Genomic DNA, 22,170 nt, shown 5'->3' with positions numbered 1-22,170 from the left:
GACGACGCCGCGACGTCGCACGCAGGCCGGGTCGCCACTCTGGATAAAAAAGCGAACGTTCTATATGGTTTCTACGTCGCCACCCGCCGTGCCCCGGCGACTCGGGAGGGAGAGCAGGACTGATGGCACTCGGCGCAAGCCCGCTACGGAACACCGCCCCAGGACAACTCGGCAGACCGTTCGACACGTTCAGCACACTGAGCCCATCCGACGCGGTCGGCACACCCGGCTCGGCCGGTGCGGTCGGTACACTCGGCTCGGCCGACTCGTTCAGCACCTTCACCGAGGAGCTCTTCGGCCATCTGCCCCGCGCGGACCAGCGCAAGTGGGCGAACGGCTATCTCCAAGGGCTGCTCCGGACCCCGGGCAAGAAGACCGTCCGGCGGCTGGCCGCCACGGTCTTCGACTCCCCGACGGCCTCCCAGTCCCTCCACCAGTTCGTCAACTCCAGTCCCTGGCCGTGGGAACCGGCACGAGCCGGCCTCACCCACTGGAGCGCGCGCCGGCTGCCGCTGCGCGCCTGGAGCCTGGGCGCGGCGGTGCTGCCCAAACGCGGCGACCGCTCGGTGGGCGTGCACCGCCGCTTCGATCCCGCCCTCGGACGGACCGTCAACTGTCAGCTCGGACTGGGCCTGTTCCTGGCCGGCGGCCGGCACAGCATCCCGGTCGAGTGGCGGCTCTTCCTGCCGGCCCACTGGAGCGAGGAGCCGGCCCTGCGCGAGGGCGCCCGGATCCCGGACGCCACCCGGCACGAGCCGCTCTGGGCGCAGGCCGTCGACCTGGTCGACACGCTCGCCGCGCGCACCCCTCTCCCGCCGGTGCCGGTGGTTGCCGACCTCGTCGGCTTCCTCAGCCCGACCCAACTGCTCGACGCACTCGACGCCCGGGAGCGGGACTTCGTGCTCAGCGCGCCGACGGACCTTCCGGTGCTCGCGTCCGGCGGCCGGCTCGGCGGCCCCGGCGACCCGGGACCCACCGTCGTCAGCCGCGCCCACCACGTGCTGGGCATCGGACGCACCCGCGAGCCGCTCCCGATCACGGTGGCCACCCCGGACGGCGGGCGGCGCCAGCTGTGCGTCCGCTCCGCCCTGGTCCGTCTGCCCCAGGACCGGCCCGGCACCGGGTCGACCCAGCGCACCTACCGTCTCTTCGCCGCGCGCGAGCCCGGGGAGCCGTGGCCGGCCAAGGTGTGGATCAGCAATCTGGTGCACCGCCGGGTGGACGAGCTGCTGACCCTGGCCCACCTGGCCGCCGGGACCGCGTGCGCCGTCCGAGCCCTGGAGGACGACTTCGGACTACTGGACTTCGAGGGGCGCTCGTTCCCCGGCTGGCACCGCCACCTGACCCTGGTCTCGGCCGCGTACGCGCACCACCGACTCGGGTGGCGCGACCGGGCCCCCGGCGTCCAGCCGCCGTCACCGTCGCGGGTGCCGTTGCAGCGGCGCAGCGCGTGAGCGGTGGCACCCGGACGGCGCGGGCCGACCGGGGCGCCGCCGCCCGCTGCGGGCGCAGGGCCGGTCCGGCGGATCTTGTGGGACACGGCCTAACCGACCCCGAGGTGCGCGCGGTACCAGGCGGCCGCCTCGCCGATCACGTCCAGCGGGTCCGGGTCCGGTGCGCAGCCGGCCGCCCGCCACACCTCCTCGGAGCGGTACCAGTGGTCCTGGCCCAGCAGCGAGAACTGACGTTCACTCACCCACCCCTCGGTGGCGCGCAGCCGCTCCACCGAGCGCGACCAGCTCCAGTCCTCCTGGACCGCCGGCAGCACGCCGGCCTCGGCCAGCCGCGCCAGCAGGTCGCCGAGCCGTACCGGCACCGGATGGCCGGCGTGCCGGACCACGCCCCGGCCGGCTTCGGGCGCCGGCCGACCGTGGGCGGTCAGCAGGGCCACCAGCAGGCGGGCCAGGCTGCCCACTCCGACCAGCGACAGCAGCGCCCGGCCGCCGTCCCACCGGGCCGGGACCCGGGCCACCGCATCGGCCAGCGCCGGCACCACCCAGCGGTCGCCCGCACCCAGGATCAGGCCCGGACGCAGGACGATGCCACCGGCCGCCAGCGCGAACTCCTCGCCAGCCAGCCGGGACCGGCTCGCCGCGGAGACCGGCGCCGGCTCCACCTCGCCCACCGCGATCCCACGGTGCGGCCCGGCCCCGTAGACGGCCGCGGTGGACAGCTGCACGATCCGGCGCACCGCGCTCAGCCGCGCCTCGGCCAGCAGCGCCGCGCTGCCGTGCCGGTTCACCGCCTCGCCGACGGCCGCGTCAGGACCGATGTACGAGGCGAGGTGGAGGAGTGCGTCCGCACCCTCGCAGACGCCGCGCAGCGAGTCGGGACTGGCCAGGTCGGCCCGGACCCACTCCACCTCGGCACCCGGCACCGGCCCGGGCCGGGTCCGCCCGAGCACCCGCACCTGCAGCGGTGCACCGGCCGGGTCCGCGCTCTGATATCTCGTCAGCTCGGCCAGTACGGCGGAGCCGATGAATCCGGTCGCCCCGGTGAGGACGATCCGCCGCGGCCTCACGCCAGGCTCCGACATCGCCCGGCGTCGAAACAGAGCCGCTCCCGTGCCGCGGGCAGCGCCACCCCGGGCAGCAGGTAGCGCCACATCGCCTCGACCCGCTCGGGCAGGTCGGCCCGGCCGGTGGCGATCTGCGAGAAGAGCTGGGTGCCGCTGTAGGCCCCCACCAGCACCTGGGCGAGCGTCAGCTCCTCCACCTCGGGCAGCAGATCGCCCGACTCCCGCGCGGCGCTGAGCTCCTGGCGGAACCGCTCGACCCACAGCTGGTAGGGGGCGTCGTCGCGCATCCCGAACTCGCCCTGCTCGACCGCCAGCCGAACACCCGCCCGGAGCAGGACGTTGTGCTGCAGCTGGTTCGCCAGGTACAGCGTGATGTCGATCAACTGCTGCAGCCCCGGCTCGGCCTCCGGCAGCTCGAGGCCGGAGCCCTGACCGAGCATCACCGCCTGGGCCAACGCCTCCTTGGAGGCGAAGTGGAAGTACATGCTCCCCGCCGTGACCTGCGCACGCTTCATGATCCGACTGATGCTCGCACCGTGGAAGCCCGACTCGTCGAACACCTCCGCGGCGGCCTCGATGATCTGGGCCCGGGTGCGGACCGCCCGCTCCTGCTTGGGTTCTGCCATGCCTCGACCTACCGAAACTCATCGACAAACAAAACGAACATCCTTTATTTTACAGACGGCGGCACACGCCGCCAGAGTTCGGGCCGAACCGGGCTCGTGCGCGAATCGACCGGGGGTAGATCGTCATGTCCGGCACCACACAACTAGCCGTCCCCGCCCAACCCGTCACCCTGACCTCGACGGTGCCCCGCGAGTACGTCCACCGCACCGCCGTGGCCGAGGTGTTCCTCACCGGCTGGCAACCCACCGGCCCGGACGAGTTCCGGGTCACCGCCCAGTGGCCCCGGGCACACGCCTTCTACGGCACCCAGCACGGCCTGTACGACCCACTGCTGCTCTGCGAGACGATCCGTCAGACGTTCCCGCTTCTCTCCCACGCGGCCTACCACGTGCCCTTCGACCACCACCTCAGCTGGGACTACCTGCGCTACACGCTCCGCCCGGACGTCCTGCGGGTCGACCGTGCCCCCGCCGAGGTCGAACTGCGGATCAAGTGCTTCGACCTCACCCGCCGCGGCAACCGGCTGGCGGCCACCTCGATGCACTTCCAGGTCTTCCTGGACGGCACCCAACTGGCCACCGCCACCACCAGATTCGCCTGCCACTCCCCCGCTGTCTACCGCAGACTGCGCGAGGGCCGTGCCGACCACGGCCCGCTCCTGCACCCTCTCCTGCCGCTCGCCCCCGCCGTCGAGGCGAGCCTGGTCGGCCGGGACCGCGCCGGCGACGTGGTCCTCGGCGCCACCGACCGGCCCGGACAGTGGGAGCTGCGCGCCGAACTCACCCACCCCGTGCTGTTCGACCACCCGGTCGACCACGCCCCCGGGATGCTGCTGCTGGAAGCCGCCCGGCAGGCGGCCCAGGCCGTCACCGCCGACCACCCCACCCTGCCCACCGGCATGGACGCCGCGTTCTTCCGCTACGTCGAACTCGACTCCCCCTGCTGGATCACCGCCGAGTCCCCCGACCAGTCCCACACCCTGGTCACCGCCCGCCAGCACGACCGGACGGTCTTCTCCGCGACCCTCACCTCCCACGCCCTTCCGTAGCCCGGATGCCCCCGCCGGGCCGGCGAACCCGCCTCTCCCCGCGCGGATTCGGGGGCGGCCAGCCCGCTGCCAACCCCCACCGCTTCAAAGCCGGGCGCTGAACACCCGAACCGCTACGGCCTCCCCCAGGACACCAGCAGGGACCCCACTTCGCACGGAGTCCCTGCTGCTCCTGCGGGGGTGGCGTGCCGGCCGGCCAGCGCCGCAAGCACGGCGGCCGAGCCGTTCCGAGTCCCGACGGCAGGGCCGGGCCTCGACCGCTCACCGGACCCGGTCGACGCTCCACAGCGGCAGGTACTCGAAGACGGTGACCGCCTCGTCGCGCCAGCGGGGCCGCCAGCGGGCGGCCCCGGCGGAGGCCTGCTCCGCGTGGCGGCGCATGGCCGCACGCAGGGCCGCGGGGACCTCGTGGCGGTGGGCGATGTCGCGGACGGCGGCGATGGTCTCCTCGGGGCAGGCCTCGTCCCCGAGTGCGGATTCCACGACGGCCCGCTCGGTGTCGGTGGCCGCCCGCAGGATGGCGGCCACGGTGTAGTTGCGGCGCCCGTCACGGATGTCGGTCCCGGTGGGCTTGCCCATGGTCGCCGCGTCCCCGAAGAGGTCGAGGTAGTCGTCGCGCATCTGCCCGGCGATCCCCAGCAGCCGGGCGTAGCGCCGCAGTTCCGCGTCGTGGTGGGCCGGCTGCCCGCCGGCGGCGAGCAGTCCCAGCTGCAGGGGGGCCAGGACCGAGTAGCGCGCGGTCTTGTAGTCCGCCACGCCGTGCAGCACGTCCTCGTCCGGGATCGTGGTGAAGTCCCGCTCCATGTCGGCGATCTGGCCCACGAAGGTGGCCGTCATCGCCCGCGTCTGCGCCTCCACCGTGGCCTGGCGCACCGCGAGCGGGGCCGTGGAGTCGAGGAGCACCTGCAGCGAGAGGGCGAGCGCGAGGTCGCCGGCCAGCAGGGCGAGCCCCAGCGCGGCCTGCGGCTGGTCGGGGAACCGCTCGCGGTAGGCGTAGTAGGTCGACGGGCCGCCCCGCCGGGTGGGGCTGTTGTCGATGATGTCGTCGTGGATCAGCCCGTGGGTCTGCAGCAGCTCGATGCTCAGCGCCGCGGCGTCCAGCCCCTCGACGGGCTCGTCGGTCACCAGGCGGGCCGCCTCGTGCAGGAGCACGACGCGCATCCGCTTGCCCCCGCGCAGGGACAGGTCCCGCAGCAGCCGCACGCAGTCGGGCGTGAACCGGCTGAACGACGGCGCGTCCAGGGTGGTGTCCAGGCGCTGGAAGTACTCCTCGAAAAGCGCGTCGAACCGCTGCCCGTGTCCGGCGATACGGGCCCGGATCTGCTCGGTGGGGACGGCTGCACTGGCCACGGGGCATTTCTCCTGTTCGAGGGACTGGTGACACGGTCGCAGAATCCGGGGGTACGGCGAAATCCGCGGGCGCCGGGCCGGTGGCGGCGGCGCCCGGGCCGGTTAGGGTACGGCCGTGATCACCGATGAGAAGCCCCAAGCGCCCTGCCCCGTGCTGCCGAACCGGCGCGGGTGATCGCGGATGCGGAGCCTCGATCTGCACCCGATCTTCCGGAACAACCGTGACATCGAACTGGCGATGCGTCAGTTCCTCTTCGCTGCCGCCCAGTCGGGCGACCCGGTCGCCGAGCTCATCCCCGGGAAGGGCTCGGGGCAGCTGATGCGGCGGGTGCTGGCGTTCCTGGACCAGAAGCACATCCGCAAGCTGTACGTGCGGCGCGAGCTGGACCCGCGGAATCCGGGTCGGGTGCTGGTGCACTTCCGGGAGGGGTGAGGGCACCCCGGGCGGGGTGGACACGCCGAGGCCCTGTGGCGGCGGGGCGGGGCGCCGGCACAGGGCCTGGGGGACGGAGCCAGGGCCTAACGCGGAGCGGGGTCGGGCTCGGCGGCCGGGACGGAGGCAGCCTCGGGGGCCGCATCCGGGTCGGGGGCCGGGCCGGCCGCGGCGGCTTCGTCGGCGGCCTGCTTCTCGCGGGCCTCGCGGATGTCGCGGCGCAGCAGCACGACCCAGCCGGTCGGGATCAGCGCGGCGAACAGCCACCACTGGATCGCGTACGGCAGGTGGACGCCCTGGCCGACCACCGCGTCGTCGTTGGTGGTGGTGACGTTGGGGGCCGGCACCAGCTCGGCCTCGTCGGCGGCCGGCGGGTTGGGGTTGGTGGAGACCAGCTCCAGGTAGCCCGCGACCACCGGCTGCTTCAGGCGCGCGGCCTGGTCGCTGCTGTTGATCCGCATGAACATCCGGTCCGGCAGTCCGCTGAGCTCGCGCCGGAAGGTCTCGTCGGGACGCAGCCGGCCGGTCACGGTCAGCTCGCCCGAGGGGGCCGGCGGCACCGTCGGGTAGCTGGTGGCGTCCGTCCCCAGGGCGACCCAGCCGCGGTTGACCAGCACCGTGTCACCCGCGTCGGTGACCAGCGGCGTGACCACGTAGTAGCCCATCGTGTCGCCGTCGGCCGCGGTGCGCTGGCGGATCACGAACTCGTGCGCCGGGTCGTAGTGCCCCGTCGCGGTGACCTGGCGGTACGTCTCCGAGGCGGGCACCGTCCCACCGGGGTGCGAGACGACGTCCATCGCGACCGGCGGCGCCTTCATGGCGGCGGCGGTCACGACGTTCTGCCGGTTGGTCTGCTCGTAGCGGTGGTACTGCCATCGTCCGAGCAGGACCATCGCCGGGATGATCGCGAAGAAGACGAGGGTCAGGATCACCCAGCGTCGGGTCATGAGGATTCGGAACAGCACCTGGCGACGCTATCTCCCTTTACCTCCCGACCACGAACCGGCCCCGCCTCGGCGGGGCGGACCGGTGGGCTGACCGGTGGGGAACCGGGGGGAACCGGCCGGCGGCGCGGTGGTACGGGCGGGGCGGGAGACCGGCCGGCGGCGGGGCGCCGGGATCATGTCCGGAATCCTGTGATGCCTGGCAGCCGGACGGGCAGGCGTAGGGTGACCGACATGCCCGCTCCGCTGCGACAGGTCGTGATCATCGGCTACGACCAGGCCGAACTGCTCGACATCGCCTGTGTCAGCGACACGCTGGACGCCGCCAACCGGCTGGGGGCCGAGCCCGGCTACCGGGTGCGGCTGGCATCGGTGCAGGGGCGGCCGGTGCGGTCGGCGAGCGGGCTGGCGCTGGTGAGTCAGGCCGCGGTCGAGCAGGTGCGCGGGCCGCTGGACACGCTGGTGGTCGCCGGTGGCCTGGGCCATGCGGAGGCGGCCGGGGATCCGCTGCTGCTGCAGCAGGTGCGCCGGCTGGCGGCGGGCAGCCGGCGGGTGGCCTCGGTGTGCACGGGGGCGAGCGTGCTGGCCGCGGCGGGGCTGCTGGACGGGCGACGGGCCACCACGCACTGGGCGTACGCGCGGGGGCTGGCCGAGCGGCACCCGAAGGTCACGGTGGACCCGCGTCCGCTGTACGTCGTCGACGGCGAGATCTGCACCTCGGCCGGGGTGACCAGTGCCCTGGACCTGACGCTGGCCCTGGTGGAGGACGACCACGGCCCCGAGCTGGCCCGCTCGGTCGCCCGCTGGCTGGTCACCTACATGCAGCGGCCGGGCAACCAGGCCCAGGTGTCGCCCCATGTGCAGGACGCCCCGCCGGCCCACCGGCTGTTGCGCCAGGTGGTGCGCCACATCGCCGGCCAGCTGGACGCCGACCTGTCCACCGCCGCGCTCGCCGCCCGCAGCGGCGTCAGCGAGCGGCACCTGTCGCGCCTGTTCCTCGACGAGCTCGGCGAACCGCCCGCCCGCTACGTCCGCGCCGCGCGGACCGAGGCCGCGGCCACGCTGCTGACGAGCACCGCGCTGCCGCTGACCGCGATCGCCCGGCGCTGCGGGTTCCGCTCCACCGAGACGCTGCGCCAGGCGTTCCAGGCCCGGTACGGCACCACGCCCTCCGCGCACCGCGCCGCGCTGGGCCGGGCGCGGTGGGCCGAGGGTCCCGGGCCGTCCGGGACCTTCGCCTCTGGGCGGGGCATGGGGGGCGGCGCAGCATAGGGTGAATGTCCGCGACCATTGATCATGCCCCTTATACGTCGTTCCACCGCCGATTGGCGCTGGCCTGCTCGGGCGGGCCGTTGCTGGACGGGTACATCCTGAGCATCGTCGGAGTGGCCCTGATCGGCATGAAGCCGGAGTTGGGGCTGAGCACCGCGGAGGTGAGCCTGATCGGGGCCGCCGCGCTGATCGGGATGTTCGTCGGCGGTGCGCTGTTCGGGATGCTGACGGACCGGATCGGGCGCGAGGTGATGTACACCGCCGACCTGCTGGTGATCGCCGCCTGCTCGGTGGGCTCGTTCTGGGTGACCGACGTGTGGGCGATCGTCGCGCTGCGGTTCGTGCTGGGGATGGCGGTCGCCGCCGACTATCCGATCGCCACCTCGCTGCTCGCGGAGTGGCTGCCGATCAAGGACCGGGGCCGGCTGCTGGGCAAGCAGATCATCGCCTGGTACGCCGGTTCGGTGCTCGCCTACGTGGTCGGCTACCTCTTCCTGCAGCTGGGCGGGAACGGCAGCTGGCGCTGGATGCTGGCCAGTTCGGCGGTGCTCTGCGCGTTCTTCCTGGTGGTGCGGCGCGGCTCGCCGGAGTCGCCGCTGTGGCTGGCCCAGCACGGCCGGGAGCAGGAGGCCGTCGCGCTGGTGCGCCGTCATCTGGGACGCGAGGTGACGGCCGAGGAGCTGCGGGGGACGCCGGCCGACGGCGGCGAGCGGCTGGACCCGGGGTCGCTGCGGGTGCTGTTCAGCCCCGCCTACCGGCGCCGGACGCTCTTCTGCTGCCTCTTCTTCCTGTGCCAGGTGGCGCCGCTCTTCGCGATGCTGACCTTCGGTCCGGCCATCCTGGGCTCCTTCGGCATGCCGGGCGGCACCGTGATGGACACCCTGGGCACCGGAGTGATCAGCCTGGTCTTCCTGCTCGGCTGCTACCCGGCGCTGCGCGCCATCGACCGGCACGGGCGCCGGCCGACCATCATCTGGTCGTTCGCCCTGATGATGGTGCCGCTGGTCTTCCTCGGGGTCTGGCCGACGGCTCCGGCCCTGCTGGCGCTCTTCGCGCTCTGCGCCTACGCGTTCCTGTGCGGCGGGCCGAACGTGCTCGACTGGACCTACCCCAATGAGCTCTTCCCGACCTCGGTGCGGGCCACCGCCGTGGGCTTCGCCACCTCGGCGAGCCGGATCGGTGCGGCGGTCGGCACCTATCTGCTGCCGATCGCGCTGACCGGGGTCGGCATCGGCCCGACCATGCTGATGGCCGCCGCCCTCACCGCGGTCGGCCTGCTGGTCAGCGTGCGGTGGGCGGAGGAGACCAAGGGCGTGGGGCTGCAGGCCTCGGCGGAGGCCGTGCCCTCGCCCCGGCCGGCCGAGGCCGGCGCGAGGACAGCGGCGCTGCGGACCTGACACCTGGCACCTGACGCGCTGCGAGGCCCAAGGGCCTGTCCGGTCGGCAGGACCGGCCGGGCAGGCCCTACCGCGCCGCGACCGGCTCCGGGACGGCGGCCAGGGCCTGGAGGATGTCCTCGACGCTCTGCTTCGCGTCGCCGAAGAGCATGCTGCTGTTCTCCCGGAAGAACAGCGGGTTCTGGACTCCCGCGTAGCCGGAGGCCATCGACCGCTTGAAGACGACGACCTGTTCGGCCTCCCAGACGCGCAGCACCGGCATGCCGGCGATCGGGCTGGACGGGTCGTCGGTGGCGGCGGGGTTGACGGTGTCGTTGGCGCCGATGACCAGGACGACCGAGGTGGCGGCGAGGTCGTCGTTGATCTCGTCCATCTCCAGCACGATGTCATAGGGCACCTTCGCCTCGGCCAGCAGCACGTTCATGTGCCCGGGCAGCCGGCCGGCGACGGGGTGGACGCCGAAGCGGACCGCGACGCCGCGCTCGCGCAGCCGGCGGGTCAGCTCGGCGACCGGGTGCTGGGCCTGCGCCACCGCCATGCCGTAGCCCGGGGTGATGACCACCGAGCTTGCCCGGGCGAGCAGTTCGGCCGCCTCCTGGGCGCGGATCTCGCGGTGCTCGCCCTGTTCGGCGTCGCCGGTCGAGGGGGCCTCGATGCCGAAGCCGCCCGCGATGACGGACAGGAAGGAGCGGTTCATCGCCTTGCACATGATGTAGGAGAGGTAGGCACCCGAGGAGCCGACCAGCGCGCCGGTGACGATGAGCAGGTTGTTGTCGAGCAGGAACCCGGCGGCAGCCGCCGCCCAGCCGGAGTAGCTGTTGAGCATCGAGACGACCACGGGCATGTCCCCGCCGCCGATCGAGGCGACCAGGTGCCAGCCCAGGGCGAGCGCGAGCAGGGTGACCATGATCATCAGGCCGAGGCCGGGGCTGACGGTGAACCAGATCGTCAGCGCCGCGAAGGCGACGAGCGCACCGGCGTTGAGCGCGTTCTTGCCGGGCAGCGTCAGGGGGCGCGAGGCGATCCTGGCGGAGAGCTTGAGGAAGGCGACGATGGAGCCGGTGAAGGTGACGGCGCCGATGAAGATGCCGATGAACACCTCGGCGTGGTGGATGCCCAGCAGGTCGGCGGCGATGCGGGTCTGTGCCGACCCGTGCGACTCGACCTCCAGGTAGCTGTCCCAGCCGACCAGCACCGCGGCCAGGCCGACGAAACTGTGCAGGACGGCGATGAGTTCGGGCATCTGCGTCATCTCGACCTGGCGCGCCCGCCACAGGCCGAGCGCGCCGCCCAGGGCCATCGCGAGGACGATCAGCACGACCGCACCGGCCGTGATGCTCTGGGCGGCCACCACGACGGTGGCGACCAGGGCCAGGGCCATGCCGGCGATGCCGTAGCCGACCCCGGCCCGCGAGGTGCGGTGCTGGGAGAGCCCGGCCAGGCTGAGGATGAACAACAGGGCGGCGACCAGGTCCGCGGCGTGCGAGGCTGTCGTGGCGGTCATCGGGACTCAGCGCCTTTCCGGGTCCGTCGAGAACGTCGAGAACATGTTCAGCATGCGGCGGGTGACGGCGAAGCCACCGAAGATGTTCACACTGGTCAGCAGGATCGCCACGCAGGACAGCACGGTGACGAGCACGCTCTCGTGCCCGATCTGCAGCAGGGCGCCGATCACCACGATCCCGGAGATCGCATTGGTCACCGACATCAACGGGGTGTGCAGGGCGTGGTGCACCTTGCCGATGACGTAGTAGCCGATGACCACCGCGAGGGCGAACACCGTGAAGTTCTCCGCGAGTTGGGCCGGTGCCCAGGCGACGACGGCGAACAGTGCCAGCATCCCGGCGCCGATCAGGCCGAAGCGGGCCGCGGGGGTGAGCCGCGGCGGCTTCGGCGCCGCGGGGGCCGGAACGGCGACGGTCGGCTGCGCGGCGGGGGCCGCCGAGACGGCCACGGGCGGCGGCGGCCAGGTGGTCTCCCCCGCCCGCACCACGGTCACCGCGCGCTGGACCACGTCGTCGAAGTCGATGACCAGGCGCCCGTCCTTGCCGGGCGTCAGCAGCTTCAACAGGTTGACCAGGTTGGTGCCGAACAGCTGCGAGGCCTGGGCGGGCAGCCGGGCGGCGAGGTCGGTGTAGCCGATGATCGTGACGCCGTTGTCGGTCACCACCACGCGGCCCGGCACGGTGCCCTCGACGTTGCCGCCCTGCACGGCGGCCATGTCGACGATGACGCTGCCGGGCTTCATCACCGCCACGTCCGCGGCGGTGAGCAACCGCGGAGCGGGGCGGCCGGGGATCAGCGCGGTGGTGATGACGATGTCCACCTCGCGCGCCTGCTCGTGGTAGAGCTCGGCGGCGGCGCGGTCGTAGTCGGCGGAGGTGGCCTTGGCGTAGCCGTCGGTGCTCGCCTCCTGGGCGACCTGGACGGCGAGGTACTCGCCGCCCAACGACTTGACCTGGTCGGCGACTTCCGGACGCGGGTCGGTGGCGCGCACGATCGCGCCCAGGCTGGAGGCCGCGCCGATGGCGGCCAGGCCCGCCACCCCCGCCCCGGCCACCAGGACCTTCGCCGGGGGGACCTTGCCGGCGGCCGTCACCTGACCGGTGAAGAAGCGCCCGAACACGTGCGCGGCCTCGATCACCGCGCGGTACCCGGCGATGTTCGCCATCGAGCTGAGCACGTCCATCGACTGCGCCCGCGAGATCCGCGGCACCGCGTCCAGCGACAGCGCGGTGACCTGGCGCGCGGTCAGCGCCGCCAGCAGGTCGGGCCGCTGGGCCGGGGCGAGCAGGCCGACCAGGGTCGCGCCGTCACCCAGCCGGGCGATCTCCTCGGTCGACGGGGCGTTGACCTTCAGGACGGCGTCGGCCGCCCAGGCGTCGCCGGTGCTCGCGCCGGCCTCGGCGTAGGCCTCGTCGGTGAAGCCCGAGCCGGCGCCGGCCCCGGGTTCGACGACGACCTCGTAGCCGAGCGCGAGCAACCCGCGCACGGTCGACGGGGTGGCCGCGACACGGGTCTCGCCAGGGGCGGACTCGGCGACCACACCGATGCGCTGCGGGGGGTGGTGCGTGGAGCCGTCTGCAGACATCTCGTGGCTCTCTCTCGTCACAGGAGCTGTTGCCGGGGATCTGCGATCAGGGGAGGGACCTCCCCTTGGCCGCAGGAACCTACACGCCCGGGACCGGCGGGCTAAGGAGGCGGAGCCGTGACAAGTTTCACCACGGCGCCGGAGCGCCCGATGGGTAGGAGTGCCTGATGGCGAGTCAGGGCACCCGCAGCCGACCGGAGTCGACGTCGGATATATCACCCGAAGCCGGACTTCCGTGACTGCCGCACCGGCAGGAAAACCGCTCTTGTCGTGTCCATGTGATTACAGTAGAGTCACTTCGTGTTGGCGTTGGTGACGGGACCAACTGTTCCGCCGACGAACCACCCGGCCCAGTTGTGCCGCTCCACGGCCGGCATCGCACTCTCCTGACGGAGGGCGAGCCATGCGCACTTCCTCTACCACCGAAGGCTTTTCCAGGGCACTGCCCTGCGTTCACCAGGCACGCTGAACGACCGAACAGGCCGGGATCCGACGGGCACGGATGCCGGCCGTTCCTTCGCGACCAGCCCCTCGGGCGATCCCCACGGCAGGGGACCGCCCATCCGCACCGATTCGTGGGCGATCCGCATCACCCGCGAATTCGGGAAAGGGGCTGGGTTTCCGCTGCGTCCGGCCGTTTCCCGCAGGCCGGACGGCGGCCACCACCCACATCTTCGCCGAGGAGACGGGCGCGCCATGAAAATCATGATCACCTTGCCGGTCGCCGACATGACGAAGTCGGATTTCCTCCGGCTCGGGAACATCGTCCACCGCCCCGATCTCGCCGGCCGGTCGGAGGAGCACCTGCTGGAAGAGCTCGCCGCCCACGGCGCCGACGGGCTGATCACCGCCAGGCGGCCGGCGCCGGAGACGCTGGCCGCCTGGCGGCGAAGCGGCCCGGGGCGGCGGTTCCTCGCCTACACGATCGGCATCCCACCCCGCGACGCCCCGGACGACCTGGCCGAACTCCAGCTCACCGGGGGAGACTTGGCGGCCGTCGGGGACGCCCTGCGCTGGATCGAGCGGCAGAGCACCCTCGGCCGGCTGCCCCACCCACCGCACGGAAGCCGCCCGGTCGACCCGCCGCGATCGCGGGACGTGGTGCTGATCGGGGCGGGGATCGTCAACCTGATCACCGCGCTCGCCCTGCTGGAGGACGGCTTCCGGATCACCGTCCTGGACGGCTCGCCGGCCCCCAGCGAGAAGGACTGGCAGGCCTACGGCTGCACCCACGCGGGCGACGACGCACGGATGTTCACGCTCACCGAGATGGACGACTACAGCAACCAGGACCCCTTCGGCCGGCCACTGGACCTCTTCCGGGTCCCGGTCGACCGGTGCGGCTGGCGGGCGTACGGCGACCGGCCGCTCTCCCCCGCCGAGCAGGACTTCCTGCGCGACTACGAGCGGATCCCCTCCTGGCTCGCCCGCGGCTACAACGACGACATCTTCGGCTTCGCGGCCGAGGCGCTGGACGGCTGGCGCACCCTGCAGCGCGAACACCCGGAGCTGTTCGCCGAGTCGGCGCTGACGCACGGCATCCTGCGGCTGTACGGCGACCGGGACCACCTGGCGGCCTCCCTGGAACGGCACCGGCGGATCGGCGCGCTGCAGCGGGAGCTGACGAACCATCAGCTCGTCGCCGAGTACCCCGGCCTCGCACACGCCATCGGCGAGGGCGAACTGGCAGGCGGCTTCCTGGCGTTGGGCTTCACCGTGAACGTCCACAAGTTCTGCCGGGCGCTCATCGAACGGCTGGAGTCGCTGGGGGCCGTCTTCCAGTGGGACACCACGGTCGCGGGCGTGCAGCGGGACGCCCGCGGCACCGTCACCGGCCTCGACGCCGGCCGCGAACTGCCGCCCGGCGCCCATGTCGTGGCCTCCCCCGGCGCCTACGGTCACGCCGTGCTGGCCGGCTCGGCCTGCGAGGCGAAGATCCACGGCGTGCTGGGCGGCTGGAGCCGGATCAGCAACGCCTCGGTGGGGCTGTCCCAGTCGCTCAAGGTGGCCCGCAAGGGGCACGTGACCGAGGACGCGAACATCACCGTCGCGGTGGACGGCGACGGCCGCGACGTGCTGATCGTCGGTTCGGGCTACGGCTACCTCGGGGAGGCCGTCGAGGAGCCCGACCAGGCGCAGCTCGACACGATCCGGCTCGGCATCGCCGACACGATCACCCGGCTCTTCCCCGGGCACGGCCCGCTGCCGGCGTCCGCGGACCCGGCGGACAACTACGGCTTCAAGTACTGCGTACGCCCGTGGACCGCCACCTCGCTCGGCCTCTACCACGCCGAAGCCACTGCCTGGGGAAGCGAGTTCGTCATCAACGGCGGCCACAACACCGGCGGGTTCGCGCAGTCGCCCGCGGTCGCCGGCGCCGTGCTGGCCACCCTGCGCGGCGAGCACCACCCCATGCACGCGCTCTACCACCCGCGGCGCCTGGCGGCGTTCGCCGACGACCGAAGGAGCTGAACCCATGGTTGCCTCGCGCCCCATCCGCACGGCCAAGGAGCTGCTGGCACAGCAACTGATCGAGGAGGAGCAGCTCGCGACGATCGCCGACGTCGCGAAGCAGTACGCGGTGAGCATCACGCCGGCCATGCACAGCCGGATCGTGGACCTGGACGATCCGGTGGCCCGGCAGTTCGTCCCCAGCAGCGCCGAACTGGTCACCACCCCGGAGGAGCGCGAGGACCCGATCGGCGACGACCCGTTCACACCGGTGCCGGGGATCACCCACCGCTACCCGGACCGGGTGCTGCTCAAGCCCGTGCTGGTCTGCCCGGTGTACTGCCGCTTCTGCTTCCGCCGGGAGGTGGTGGGCCCGGGCGACTCGCTGCTGAAAGAGGACCAGCTCAAGGCCGCGCTGGACTACATCCGCGCCCGGCCGGAGATCTGGGAGGTGATCTTCACCGGCGGCGACCCGCTCATCATGTCGCCCGGCCGCCTGGAGCCGATCCTGCGCGAGCTCGACGCGATCGAGCACGTCAAGGTGATCCGCTTCCACACCCGGGTGCCGGTCGTCGATCCGGACCGGGTGACGCCGGAGCTGGTGGCGGCACTCACGCTGGACACCCCGGTCTGGGTCGTGGTGCACACCAACCACAGCCAGGAGATCGGCCAGGAGGCGCGCCGGGCGCTGCGGCTGCTGGCCGGCTCCGGCATCCCGCTGCTCAGCCAGACGGTGCTGCTCAAGGGGGTCAACGACACGCCCGAGGCGCTGGAGGACCTCTTCCGCACCCTCATCATGAACCGGGTCAAGCCGTACTACCTGCACCACGGCGACCTGGCCGTGGGCACCAGCCACTTCCGCACCACGATCGAGGAGGGGCAGGAGCTCGTGCGCCGGCTGCGCGGCCGGGTCTCGGGCGTCTGCCAGCCCACCTACGTGCTGGACATCCCCGGCGGCCACGGCAAGGTGCCCATCGGCCCGCGCTACCTCGGCGAGGACGGCGCCTCGGTCACCGACCCGTGGGGCGTGGCGCACGCCTACCCGCCCAAGGCCCCACAAGAGTAGGAGGACCGACCGGCACGGCCGACCGAGGGCGCTACGGAAAGGCAGGCACGCCCATGAGCAGGACGATCCTGGCGAACATCAACAGCGACACCATGGCGGACCACCCCGGCGCCGCGTACCTGCGGGCGATGGCCGTGGTCAGCCCCCGGACGCTGTGGGAGGCGCGGCCCGGCGACTGCGTGGTGCTGCTCGCCCCGTGCGGGCAGCGCTTCCGCGAGTACGTCGCCGGCATCACCGGGGTGCCGACCGGGCAGGTCGAGATCGTCGAACCGCAGGAGATCACCTCGGCGCACGCGCTGGACGTCGCCGAGCAGCGCGGCGCCGTCCCCGGGATCGTCGCCCGCGGCGAACTCGACTGCTTCGCGCTGGACCGGCGGGTGCTGGACTTCGTCCGGCGGCACGGCCTGCGGCTGCACCCGTACGCCGAACCCCCGGCCGACGAGGTGCTCGCCACGGTGCGGCTGCTCAACACCAAGTCCGGGTTCCGGGCGGCGGCGCAGCGGCTCGGCCTGCCGCTCGCCGCGGGTGGCCACGCGGCCACCCGCGCCGAACTCCTCGACCGGGCCGGTGCGTTCCTGGCCGGCCAGGACGCGGTGATCATCAAGCCCGACCGCTCGTCCACCGGCTTCGGCAATGTGGTGGTCCGGGCCGAGCCGCGGGCGTCGCTGGCGGAGCGGCTGCTGGCCGCCGTCGCGGAGCAGGGCGAATGCGGCTGGGTCTACGAGGAGTTCCTGCCGCTGACCGCCTCCCCGAGCGCCGAGCTGATCGCCGAGGAGGCCGGCGTCCGCGACTACTACAGCTGCGACCAGCGCACGGTGAACAACGCCTGGACCGGCATGGTCACCCCCGCCCGCGAGGACGCCGCCTACCAGGAGCTGCACAAGGCGGCCACCGTCTTCGCCGACTGGCTGCACGGCCAGGGCTACCGGGGCGTCTTCGACGTGGACGGCGGGGTGTACGACGGCGGCAGCGACGGGGTGACCACCCAGGGGGTCGTCCTGACCGAGTCCAACGTGCGGGTCACCGGCGGCACTTACCTGGAGAAGCTGGCCCGGCTGCTGCGTCCCGGCGAGGCCCCGGTGCACTGGCGGGCCGACGGGCGCCGGGTCCCGGACTCCCGACTGGACTTCCCCACCGCGGTGCGCCGGCTGGAGTCCGAGGGCCTGCACGGGAGTTCGACCGCCGTACGCGCGGTGCTCAGCACCGACACGCACCACCTCGACGGCAAGTGGCGCTACCTGGTGGTGGGCGAGAATGCGGAGGTGGTCGCCGAGGCGGAACGCACCGTCGAGCTGGCCCTGGAGCTCTGAGCCCGAAACCCCCGAAGGGAAGGTGCGGAACCCCATGTCGCCTGAAACCACCCAGCCCCCGGGCCGGACACTGGTCCTGACGGATACTCAGACCAAGAGCGCGCGGCCCGGCTCCTTCCTGCGCCGCTCGGGCGGGACGCTGACGCTGATCGGCGCCTCGGCGATCTGGGGGCTGTGGACCACCGCCGAGAAGTACTCCCTGCGGGGGCTCCCGGTCATGACGGTGCTCGCCGTCTCGCTGGGCACCGCGACGGCGCTGCTCTGGCTCGTCCTGCTGCGCCGCGGGCACCGGCGCCCGCCCCGCGACCAGCTGCGCCGCCTCGCCCTGCTGGGCCTGTTCGAGCCGATGCTCGGGTACGGCGCCATCGGCCTCGGCCTGTCCCGGATCCAGGCGACCGAGGCGTCGATCCTGGACGGCACCGAGGCGTGCTTCGTGGTCGCGCTGGTCGCGCTGGTCAGCCGGCGGCCGCCCACCCTGCGCGGGGTCGGCGGCGTGCTGCTCGGCCTGGTCGGCGTCGCCGCCCTCGGCGGCAGCAGCGCCCTGCTGGGCCTGCGGGCCGGCGATCTGCTGGTGCTGCTCGGCGCGTTCGCGGCCGCGACGGCCACCCTGATCACCGACCGGGTGGTCCGGGACACCGACCCGCTGGTCGCCACCGCCTACCAGTTCACCTTCGGCCTGCTCTTCACCGTGCCGCTGCTGGTGGGCCAGTGGATCGTGGACGGCCGCCTGACCACGCCGCAGGCCGGCCCGCAGCACTGGCTGGTCGCGGCGGCGGTCTGCGGCGCAGGGCTGGCGAGCGCGTTCCTGATGTACAACTACGCGGTGACCCGCACCCCGGTGACCACGGCGGGGGTCCTGCTCAACAGCATCCCGGTGTTCGGGATCGTCTCCGCGGTGGTCTTCCTGGGCGAGCGCATCGGCGCGTGGCAGTACGTCGGGGCGGCGCTCGTCCTGGCGGGCATCTTCCTGTTCAGCGAGGCGGACACCGATGGCTGATCCGGGCGTCGCGGACGGCGGGCCGCAGTACCCGCTGCCCGGCCTGCAGGAGCCCGTGGAGGTGCTGACCGACACCTTCGGGGTCCCGCACATCTACGCCGCCGGCGAGGACGACCTCTTCCGCGCCCAGGGCTTCAACGTCGCCCGCGAGCGGCTCTTCCAGCTCGACCTGTGGCGCCGGCGCGGGCTGGGCCGGCTGGCCGAGGTGTTCGGCCCGTCCTACCTGGCCAGGGACCGGGCCGCCCGGCTCTTCCTCTACCGCGGCGACCTGCGCGGCGAGTGGCTGGCGTACGGGTCCAGCACCAAGCGGGTGGTGACCGCCTTCGTCGCGGGGATCAACGCCTTCGTCGACCGGTGCCGCGAGCAACCCGGCCTGCTCCCGGTGGAGTTCCGCGAACTCGGCTGCGCCCCCGCCCGCTGGCGGCCCGAGGACGTGGTGGTGATCCGCAGCCACGGCATGTTCGCCAACGTCGAGCAGGAGGTCGCCAGGGCGCGGATGCTGCGGGACTTCGGCCCCGCGGTGGAGGAGTTGCGCCAGGTCCTGGAGCCCGCGCACACCGCGACCGTCCCGGACGGGCTGGACCTCGCGGCGATCCCGGACGACGTGCTCGACGTCTACCGGCTGGCCACCTCGATGCCGGTGCTGGGCGAGGAGGACCTGCCCGGCCCGCGCACCCACGCCGAGGGCAGCAACAACTGGGTGGTCGGCGCCCGCCACACCGCGACCGGCCGCCCGCTGCTGGCCAACGACCCGCACCGCGCCCTGGAGCTGCCCTCGCTGCGCTACCTCGCGCACCTGTCCGCCCCCGGGCTGGACGTCATCGGCGGCGGCGAGCCCGCGCTGCCCGGCGTCTCGATCGGCCACAACGGGCACGTCGCCTTCGGCCTGACCGTCTTCGCGATCGACCAGGAGGACCTCTACGTCTACCGGACCAACCCCGAGGCGCCGCACGAGTACTGGTACGCGGGCCGCTGGGAGCCGATGCGGGTGGTGCGCGAGAAGGTCCGGGTGCGCGGCGGGGAGGAGGCCGAGGTGGAGCTGCGGTTCACCCGGCACGGGCCCGTCGTGCGCGAATGCCCGCGGGAGCACACGGCGTTCGCGGTCCGCGCCGCCTGGCTGGAGGCCGGCATGGCCCCCTACCTCGGCAGCATGGAGTACCTGCGGGCCCGCAGCGCGCAGGAGTTCGTCGACGCGCTGAACCGCTGGGGCTCCCCGGGCGAGAACCAGGTCTACGCCACCCCGGACGGCAGCATCGGGTGGCGCCCCGCCGGCCTGGTCCCGATCCGCCCCAACTGGGACGGCACCCTGCCCGTCCCGGGCGACGGATGCTACGAGTGGGCGGGCTTCCACGACGCCGATCGCCTGCCGGGCCTGACCGACCCGCCCGAGGACTGGATCGCGACGGCGAACGAGATGAACCTGCCGCCCGGCTTCCTGCGCCGGGAGCCGCCCGTCTCCTACGAGTGGGAGCCGCGGTTCCGCCGGGACCGGATCGCCGAGGTGCTGCGCGGTGCGGCGGGCCTGCGGGTGGCGGACTGCGTCCGGCTGCAGGCCGACACCGTCAACCTGGCCGCCCGCCGCCTGCTCACCCACCTGGACGGCCTCACCCCCGCCCCTGAGCTCGGGCCGGACCCCGCGCGCGCGGTCGGGCTGCTGCGGGCCTGGGACTGCGACGAGACCCGGGAGTCGGCCGCCGCGGCGCTCTTCCAGGTCTGGCTGCGCCGGCACCTGCGCCCGGACCTGCTGCGCCACACGCTCTCCGACGCGGTGGCCCCCGACGCGCTGCCCGGCCTGGTGCGCCTGCTGGCCGCCGACGAGACCCTCGGCGTCGACATCCGCACCGACCTGCTGCTGCTGGACCGCCTCGCCACCGACCGCGCGGCCCTTGTGCGCGTGCTGACCTGCTCACTGGCCGCCGCCTGGGCCGAGTGCCGCGAACTGCTCGGCGCGGACCCCGGGCGCTGGCGCTGGGGCCGCCTGCACCACGCCGCACCGGAACACGTGCTGGCCCCGCTGTTGGAGCGCCCGTGGGTGCGGCTGCCCGAGCGCGAGCGGCCCGGCAGCGGCGAGACCGTCCAGTGCACCTACTACGACGCCGACTTCCGGCAGACGGACGGCGCGACCTTCCGGATCGCCATCGACGTCGGGGACTGGGACCGCTCGCTGGCCATGAACGCCCCCGGCCAGTCCGGCCGCCCGGAGTCGCCGCACTGGGCCGACCTGTACGACCGGTGGGCCGAGGGCGGGGCGTTCCCGCTGCTCTACAGCCGCGCGGCGGTCGAGGCGCACACCGGGAGCCGCTACCGGCTGGTGCCGGCCGGGACGGCGGCAGCAGGTGCGGCCCCGGCGGATACGGCGCCCGCGGGGGCGGCGCGCGGCGGGTCGGCGCCCGCGCGGAGGAGTGCGTAACAAACGTTTGGTATGTAGAGTGACGGCGCTGCCGCCCACCGCACCGGCCCACAGGAGACGCTCGCATGCCCGACCCGGACCGCACCTCCCCCACCACGCTCTCGGCCGACCGGCTGCGGCAGGCCCGCGAGCTCGTCGCCCGGGCCGGCCTCGACGCCCTGGTGGTGTCGCCGGGCGCGGACCTGCAGTACCTGACGGGCTATCACGCCGCGCCGCTGGAACGCCTCACCTGCCTGGTCCTGCCGGTCGCGGGCGAGCCGTTCCTGCTCGTGCCGGCCCTGGAGGAGCCCGCCGCCAAGGCCTCGCCCGCCCCCGGCCTCGGCCTGGAGATCGTCGGCTGGCAGGAGACCGAGGACCCGTACGCGATCGCCGCCGGGCGCCTGCCCGCGCGCGCCGCCGTCGCCGTGGACAACCACATGTGGGCGGAGAAGGCCTTCGCCTTCCAGGCCGCCCTGCCCGGCGGGCGCCAGACGCTCGCCGGGCCGGTGCTGAGCGAGCTGCGGATGCGCAAGAGCCCGGCGGAGATCGCGGCGCTGCGCGAGGCGGGCGCGGCGATCGACCGGGTGCACGCCCGGATGGGCGAGTGGCTGCGGGTGGGCCGCACCGAGCGCGAGGTGGGCCGGGACATCGCGGAGGCGATCGTCGCCGAGGGCCACGTCCGGGCCGACTTCGTGATCGTCGGCTCGGGGCCCAACGGCGCGAGCCCGCACCACGAGCTGTCGGACCGGGTGCTGTGCGCCGGGGACCCGGTGGTCGTCGACATCGGCGGCACCACCGCGGCCGGCTACTGCTCCGACTCCACCCGCTGCTACACCCTCGGCGAGCCCCCGGCCGAGTACCGCCGCCTGTACGAGGTGCTGCTGCGCGCCCAGCGGGCGCAGACCGCGGCCGTACGGCCCGGCATCACCGCCGAGGAGCTCGACGCGGTGGGCCGGCGGATCATCACCGAGGCCGGCTTCGGCGCGGAGTTCCTGCACCGCACCGGCCACGGCATCGGCCTGGAGACCCACGAGGAGCCCTACATCGTGGCCGGGTCCGCGCGGCCCCTGGAGCCGGGCATGGCCTTCTCGGTGGAGCCCGGCATCTACCTGGCCGGGCGCTACGGCGCGCGGATCGAGGACATCGTGGTCTGCACGCCGGAGGGCGGCGAGCGGCTCAACCTGACGGAGCGCGACTTCACCGTCCTGCCGGGCTGACCCGAGCGGGTGCCCGCCCGCCATCGGGGCCGGCCGACTGCAGTCGGCCGGCCCCGATGG

Annotated in this window: 17 protein-coding genes; 11 read left to right on the top strand and 6 right to left on the bottom strand. The window is 73.4% G+C overall.

The annotated features are described in order from the left end of the window. The first annotated feature begins 122 nt into the window (after positions 1–122). Positions 123–1,454 carry an IS701 family transposase gene (locus OG294_RS31565; RefSeq protein WP_327069966.1) on the top strand — a complete coding sequence of 444 codons (1,332 nt, stop codon included), beginning with the start codon at positions 123–125 and terminating at the stop codon, positions 1,452–1,454. Between the two features lie 89 nt (positions 1,455–1,543). On the opposite strand, the gene OG294_RS31560 is transcribed toward OG294_RS31565, so the two are convergent. Continuing rightward, a complete protein-coding gene (locus tag OG294_RS31560; RefSeq protein WP_327069965.1) occupies positions 1,544–2,521 on the bottom strand; it encodes an NAD-dependent epimerase/dehydratase family protein in 978 nt (325 codons plus the stop codon). Further along, entirely contained in the window at positions 2,518–3,144 is a 627-nt protein-coding gene (locus OG294_RS31555; protein WP_327069964.1) for a ScbR family autoregulator-binding transcription factor, read from the bottom strand. Before OG294_RS31555 ends, OG294_RS31560 begins: the two co-directional genes overlap by 4 nt. 125 nt (positions 3,145–3,269) lie before the next feature. Here OG294_RS31555 and OG294_RS31550 point away from each other — a divergent pair, with 125 nt between their 5' ends. Beyond that, positions 3,270–4,193 carry a ScbA/BarX family gamma-butyrolactone biosynthesis protein gene (locus OG294_RS31550; RefSeq protein ID WP_327069963.1) on the top strand — a complete coding sequence of 308 codons (924 nt, stop codon included), beginning with the start codon at positions 3,270–3,272 and terminating at the stop codon, positions 4,191–4,193. Positions 4,194–4,454: 261 nt separating this feature from the next. On the opposite strand, the gene OG294_RS31545 is transcribed toward OG294_RS31550, so the two are convergent. Then, positions 4,455–5,543, bottom strand: a complete 1,089-nt coding sequence (locus OG294_RS31545; protein ID WP_327069962.1) for a polyprenyl synthetase family protein — start codon at positions 5,541–5,543, stop codon at positions 4,455–4,457. A 181-nt stretch (positions 5,544–5,724) separates the two neighbouring features. Between OG294_RS31545 and OG294_RS31540 the strand changes: the two genes are divergently transcribed. After that, positions 5,725–5,976, top strand: a complete 252-nt coding sequence (locus tag OG294_RS31540; RefSeq protein ID WP_327069961.1) for a Smr/MutS family protein — start codon at positions 5,725–5,727, stop codon at positions 5,974–5,976. Between the two features lie 86 nt (positions 5,977–6,062). Here the strand turns inward: OG294_RS31540 and OG294_RS31535 are convergent, their stop codons facing one another. After that, positions 6,063–6,941 carry an SURF1 family cytochrome oxidase biogenesis protein gene (locus OG294_RS31535; protein WP_327069960.1) on the bottom strand — a complete coding sequence of 293 codons (879 nt, stop codon included), beginning with the start codon at positions 6,939–6,941 and terminating at the stop codon, positions 6,063–6,065. A gap of 213 nt (positions 6,942–7,154) precedes the next feature. Here OG294_RS31535 and OG294_RS31530 point away from each other — a divergent pair, with 213 nt between their 5' ends. Together OG294_RS31530 and OG294_RS31525 are read left to right on the top strand one after the other, a co-directional pair. Beyond that, positions 7,155–8,192 (top strand): GlxA family transcriptional regulator, encoded by a 1,038-nt coding sequence (locus OG294_RS31530; RefSeq protein WP_327069959.1) that lies wholly within the window; start codon positions 7,155–7,157, stop codon positions 8,190–8,192. A gap of 5 nt (positions 8,193–8,197) precedes the next feature. Then, positions 8,198–9,589 (top strand): MFS transporter, encoded by a 1,392-nt coding sequence (locus tag OG294_RS31525; RefSeq protein WP_327069958.1) that lies wholly within the window; start codon positions 8,198–8,200, stop codon positions 9,587–9,589. A gap of 67 nt (positions 9,590–9,656) precedes the next feature. On the opposite strand, the gene pntB is transcribed toward OG294_RS31525, so the two are convergent. Further along, entirely contained in the window at positions 9,657–11,093 is a 1,437-nt protein-coding gene (pntB, locus tag OG294_RS31520; RefSeq protein ID WP_327069957.1) for a Re/Si-specific NAD(P)(+) transhydrogenase subunit beta, read from the bottom strand. A 6-nt stretch (positions 11,094–11,099) separates the two neighbouring features. After that, the gene (locus OG294_RS31515) at positions 11,100–12,680 is read right to left on the bottom strand and encodes a Re/Si-specific NAD(P)(+) transhydrogenase subunit alpha (protein WP_327069956.1); all 1,581 of its coding nucleotides are present in this window, start codon (positions 12,678–12,680) and stop codon (positions 11,100–11,102) included. A gap of 696 nt (positions 12,681–13,376) precedes the next feature. Between OG294_RS31515 and OG294_RS31510 the strand changes: the two genes are divergently transcribed. The 6 genes from OG294_RS31510 to OG294_RS31485 all read left to right on the top strand — a co-directional run bounded on the left by OG294_RS31510 (position 13,377) and on the right by OG294_RS31485 (position 22,110). Then, a complete protein-coding gene (locus tag OG294_RS31510; protein WP_327069955.1) occupies positions 13,377–15,152 on the top strand; it encodes an NAD(P)/FAD-dependent oxidoreductase in 1,776 nt (591 codons plus the stop codon). 4 nt (positions 15,153–15,156) lie between these two features. Continuing rightward, positions 15,157–16,197 (top strand): lysine-2,3-aminomutase-like protein, encoded by a 1,041-nt coding sequence (locus OG294_RS31505; protein ID WP_327069954.1) that lies wholly within the window; start codon positions 15,157–15,159, stop codon positions 16,195–16,197. A gap of 53 nt (positions 16,198–16,250) precedes the next feature. Next, positions 16,251–17,507, top strand: a complete 1,257-nt coding sequence (locus OG294_RS31500) for a hypothetical protein (RefSeq protein ID WP_327069953.1) — start codon at positions 16,251–16,253, stop codon at positions 17,505–17,507. A gap of 34 nt (positions 17,508–17,541) precedes the next feature. Beyond that, positions 17,542–18,504 (top strand): DMT family transporter, encoded by a 963-nt coding sequence (locus OG294_RS31495; protein ID WP_327069952.1) that lies wholly within the window; start codon positions 17,542–17,544, stop codon positions 18,502–18,504. Then, entirely contained in the window at positions 18,497–20,914 is a 2,418-nt protein-coding gene (locus OG294_RS31490) for a penicillin acylase family protein (protein WP_327069951.1), read from the top strand. Before OG294_RS31495 ends, OG294_RS31490 begins: the two co-directional genes overlap by 8 nt. Positions 20,915–20,979: 65 nt before the next feature. Then, positions 20,980–22,110 (top strand): M24 family metallopeptidase, encoded by a 1,131-nt coding sequence (locus tag OG294_RS31485; protein ID WP_327069950.1) that lies wholly within the window; start codon positions 20,980–20,982, stop codon positions 22,108–22,110. Positions 22,111–22,170 lie beyond the last annotated feature (60 nt).

Origin of the sequence: Kitasatospora sp. NBC_01302 (genome assembly GCF_035976515.1) — a bacterium.
In the GTDB taxonomy this organism is placed as follows: domain Bacteria; phylum Actinomycetota; class Actinomycetes; order Streptomycetales; family Streptomycetaceae; genus Kitasatospora.
This window is presented reverse-complemented; position numbering and strand designations above follow the sequence as displayed.

What these genes read in the sequence shown, in the direction of transcription:
- OG294_RS31565 (WP_327069966.1), top strand. Translation starts at nt 123, where the DNA reads ATGGCACTCGGCGCAAGCCCGCTACGGAACACCGCCCCAGGACAACTC.
- OG294_RS31555 (WP_327069964.1), bottom strand. Translation starts at nt 3,144, where the DNA reads ATGGCAGAACCCAAGCAGGAGCGGGCGGTCCGCACCCGGGCCCAGATC.
- OG294_RS31550 (WP_327069963.1), top strand. Translation starts at nt 3,270, where the DNA reads ATGTCCGGCACCACACAACTAGCCGTCCCCGCCCAACCCGTCACCCTG.
- OG294_RS31540 (WP_327069961.1), top strand. Translation starts at nt 5,725, where the DNA reads ATGCGGAGCCTCGATCTGCACCCGATCTTCCGGAACAACCGTGACATC.
- OG294_RS31530 (WP_327069959.1), top strand. Translation starts at nt 7,155, where the DNA reads ATGCCCGCTCCGCTGCGACAGGTCGTGATCATCGGCTACGACCAGGCC.
- OG294_RS31525 (WP_327069958.1), top strand. Translation starts at nt 8,198, where the DNA reads ATGTCCGCGACCATTGATCATGCCCCTTATACGTCGTTCCACCGCCGA.
- pntB (WP_327069957.1), bottom strand. Translation starts at nt 11,093, where the DNA reads ATGACCGCCACGACAGCCTCGCACGCCGCGGACCTGGTCGCCGCCCTG.
- OG294_RS31515 (WP_327069956.1), bottom strand. Translation starts at nt 12,680, where the DNA reads ATGTCTGCAGACGGCTCCACGCACCACCCCCCGCAGCGCATCGGTGTG.
- OG294_RS31510 (WP_327069955.1), top strand. Translation starts at nt 13,377, where the DNA reads ATGAAAATCATGATCACCTTGCCGGTCGCCGACATGACGAAGTCGGAT.
- OG294_RS31505 (WP_327069954.1), top strand. Translation starts at nt 15,157, where the DNA reads ATGGTTGCCTCGCGCCCCATCCGCACGGCCAAGGAGCTGCTGGCACAG.
- OG294_RS31500 (WP_327069953.1), top strand. Translation starts at nt 16,251, where the DNA reads ATGAGCAGGACGATCCTGGCGAACATCAACAGCGACACCATGGCGGAC.
- OG294_RS31495 (WP_327069952.1), top strand. Translation starts at nt 17,542, where the DNA reads ATGTCGCCTGAAACCACCCAGCCCCCGGGCCGGACACTGGTCCTGACG.
- OG294_RS31490 (WP_327069951.1), top strand. Translation starts at nt 18,497, where the DNA reads ATGGCTGATCCGGGCGTCGCGGACGGCGGGCCGCAGTACCCGCTGCCC.
- OG294_RS31485 (WP_327069950.1), top strand. Translation starts at nt 20,980, where the DNA reads ATGCCCGACCCGGACCGCACCTCCCCCACCACGCTCTCGGCCGACCGG.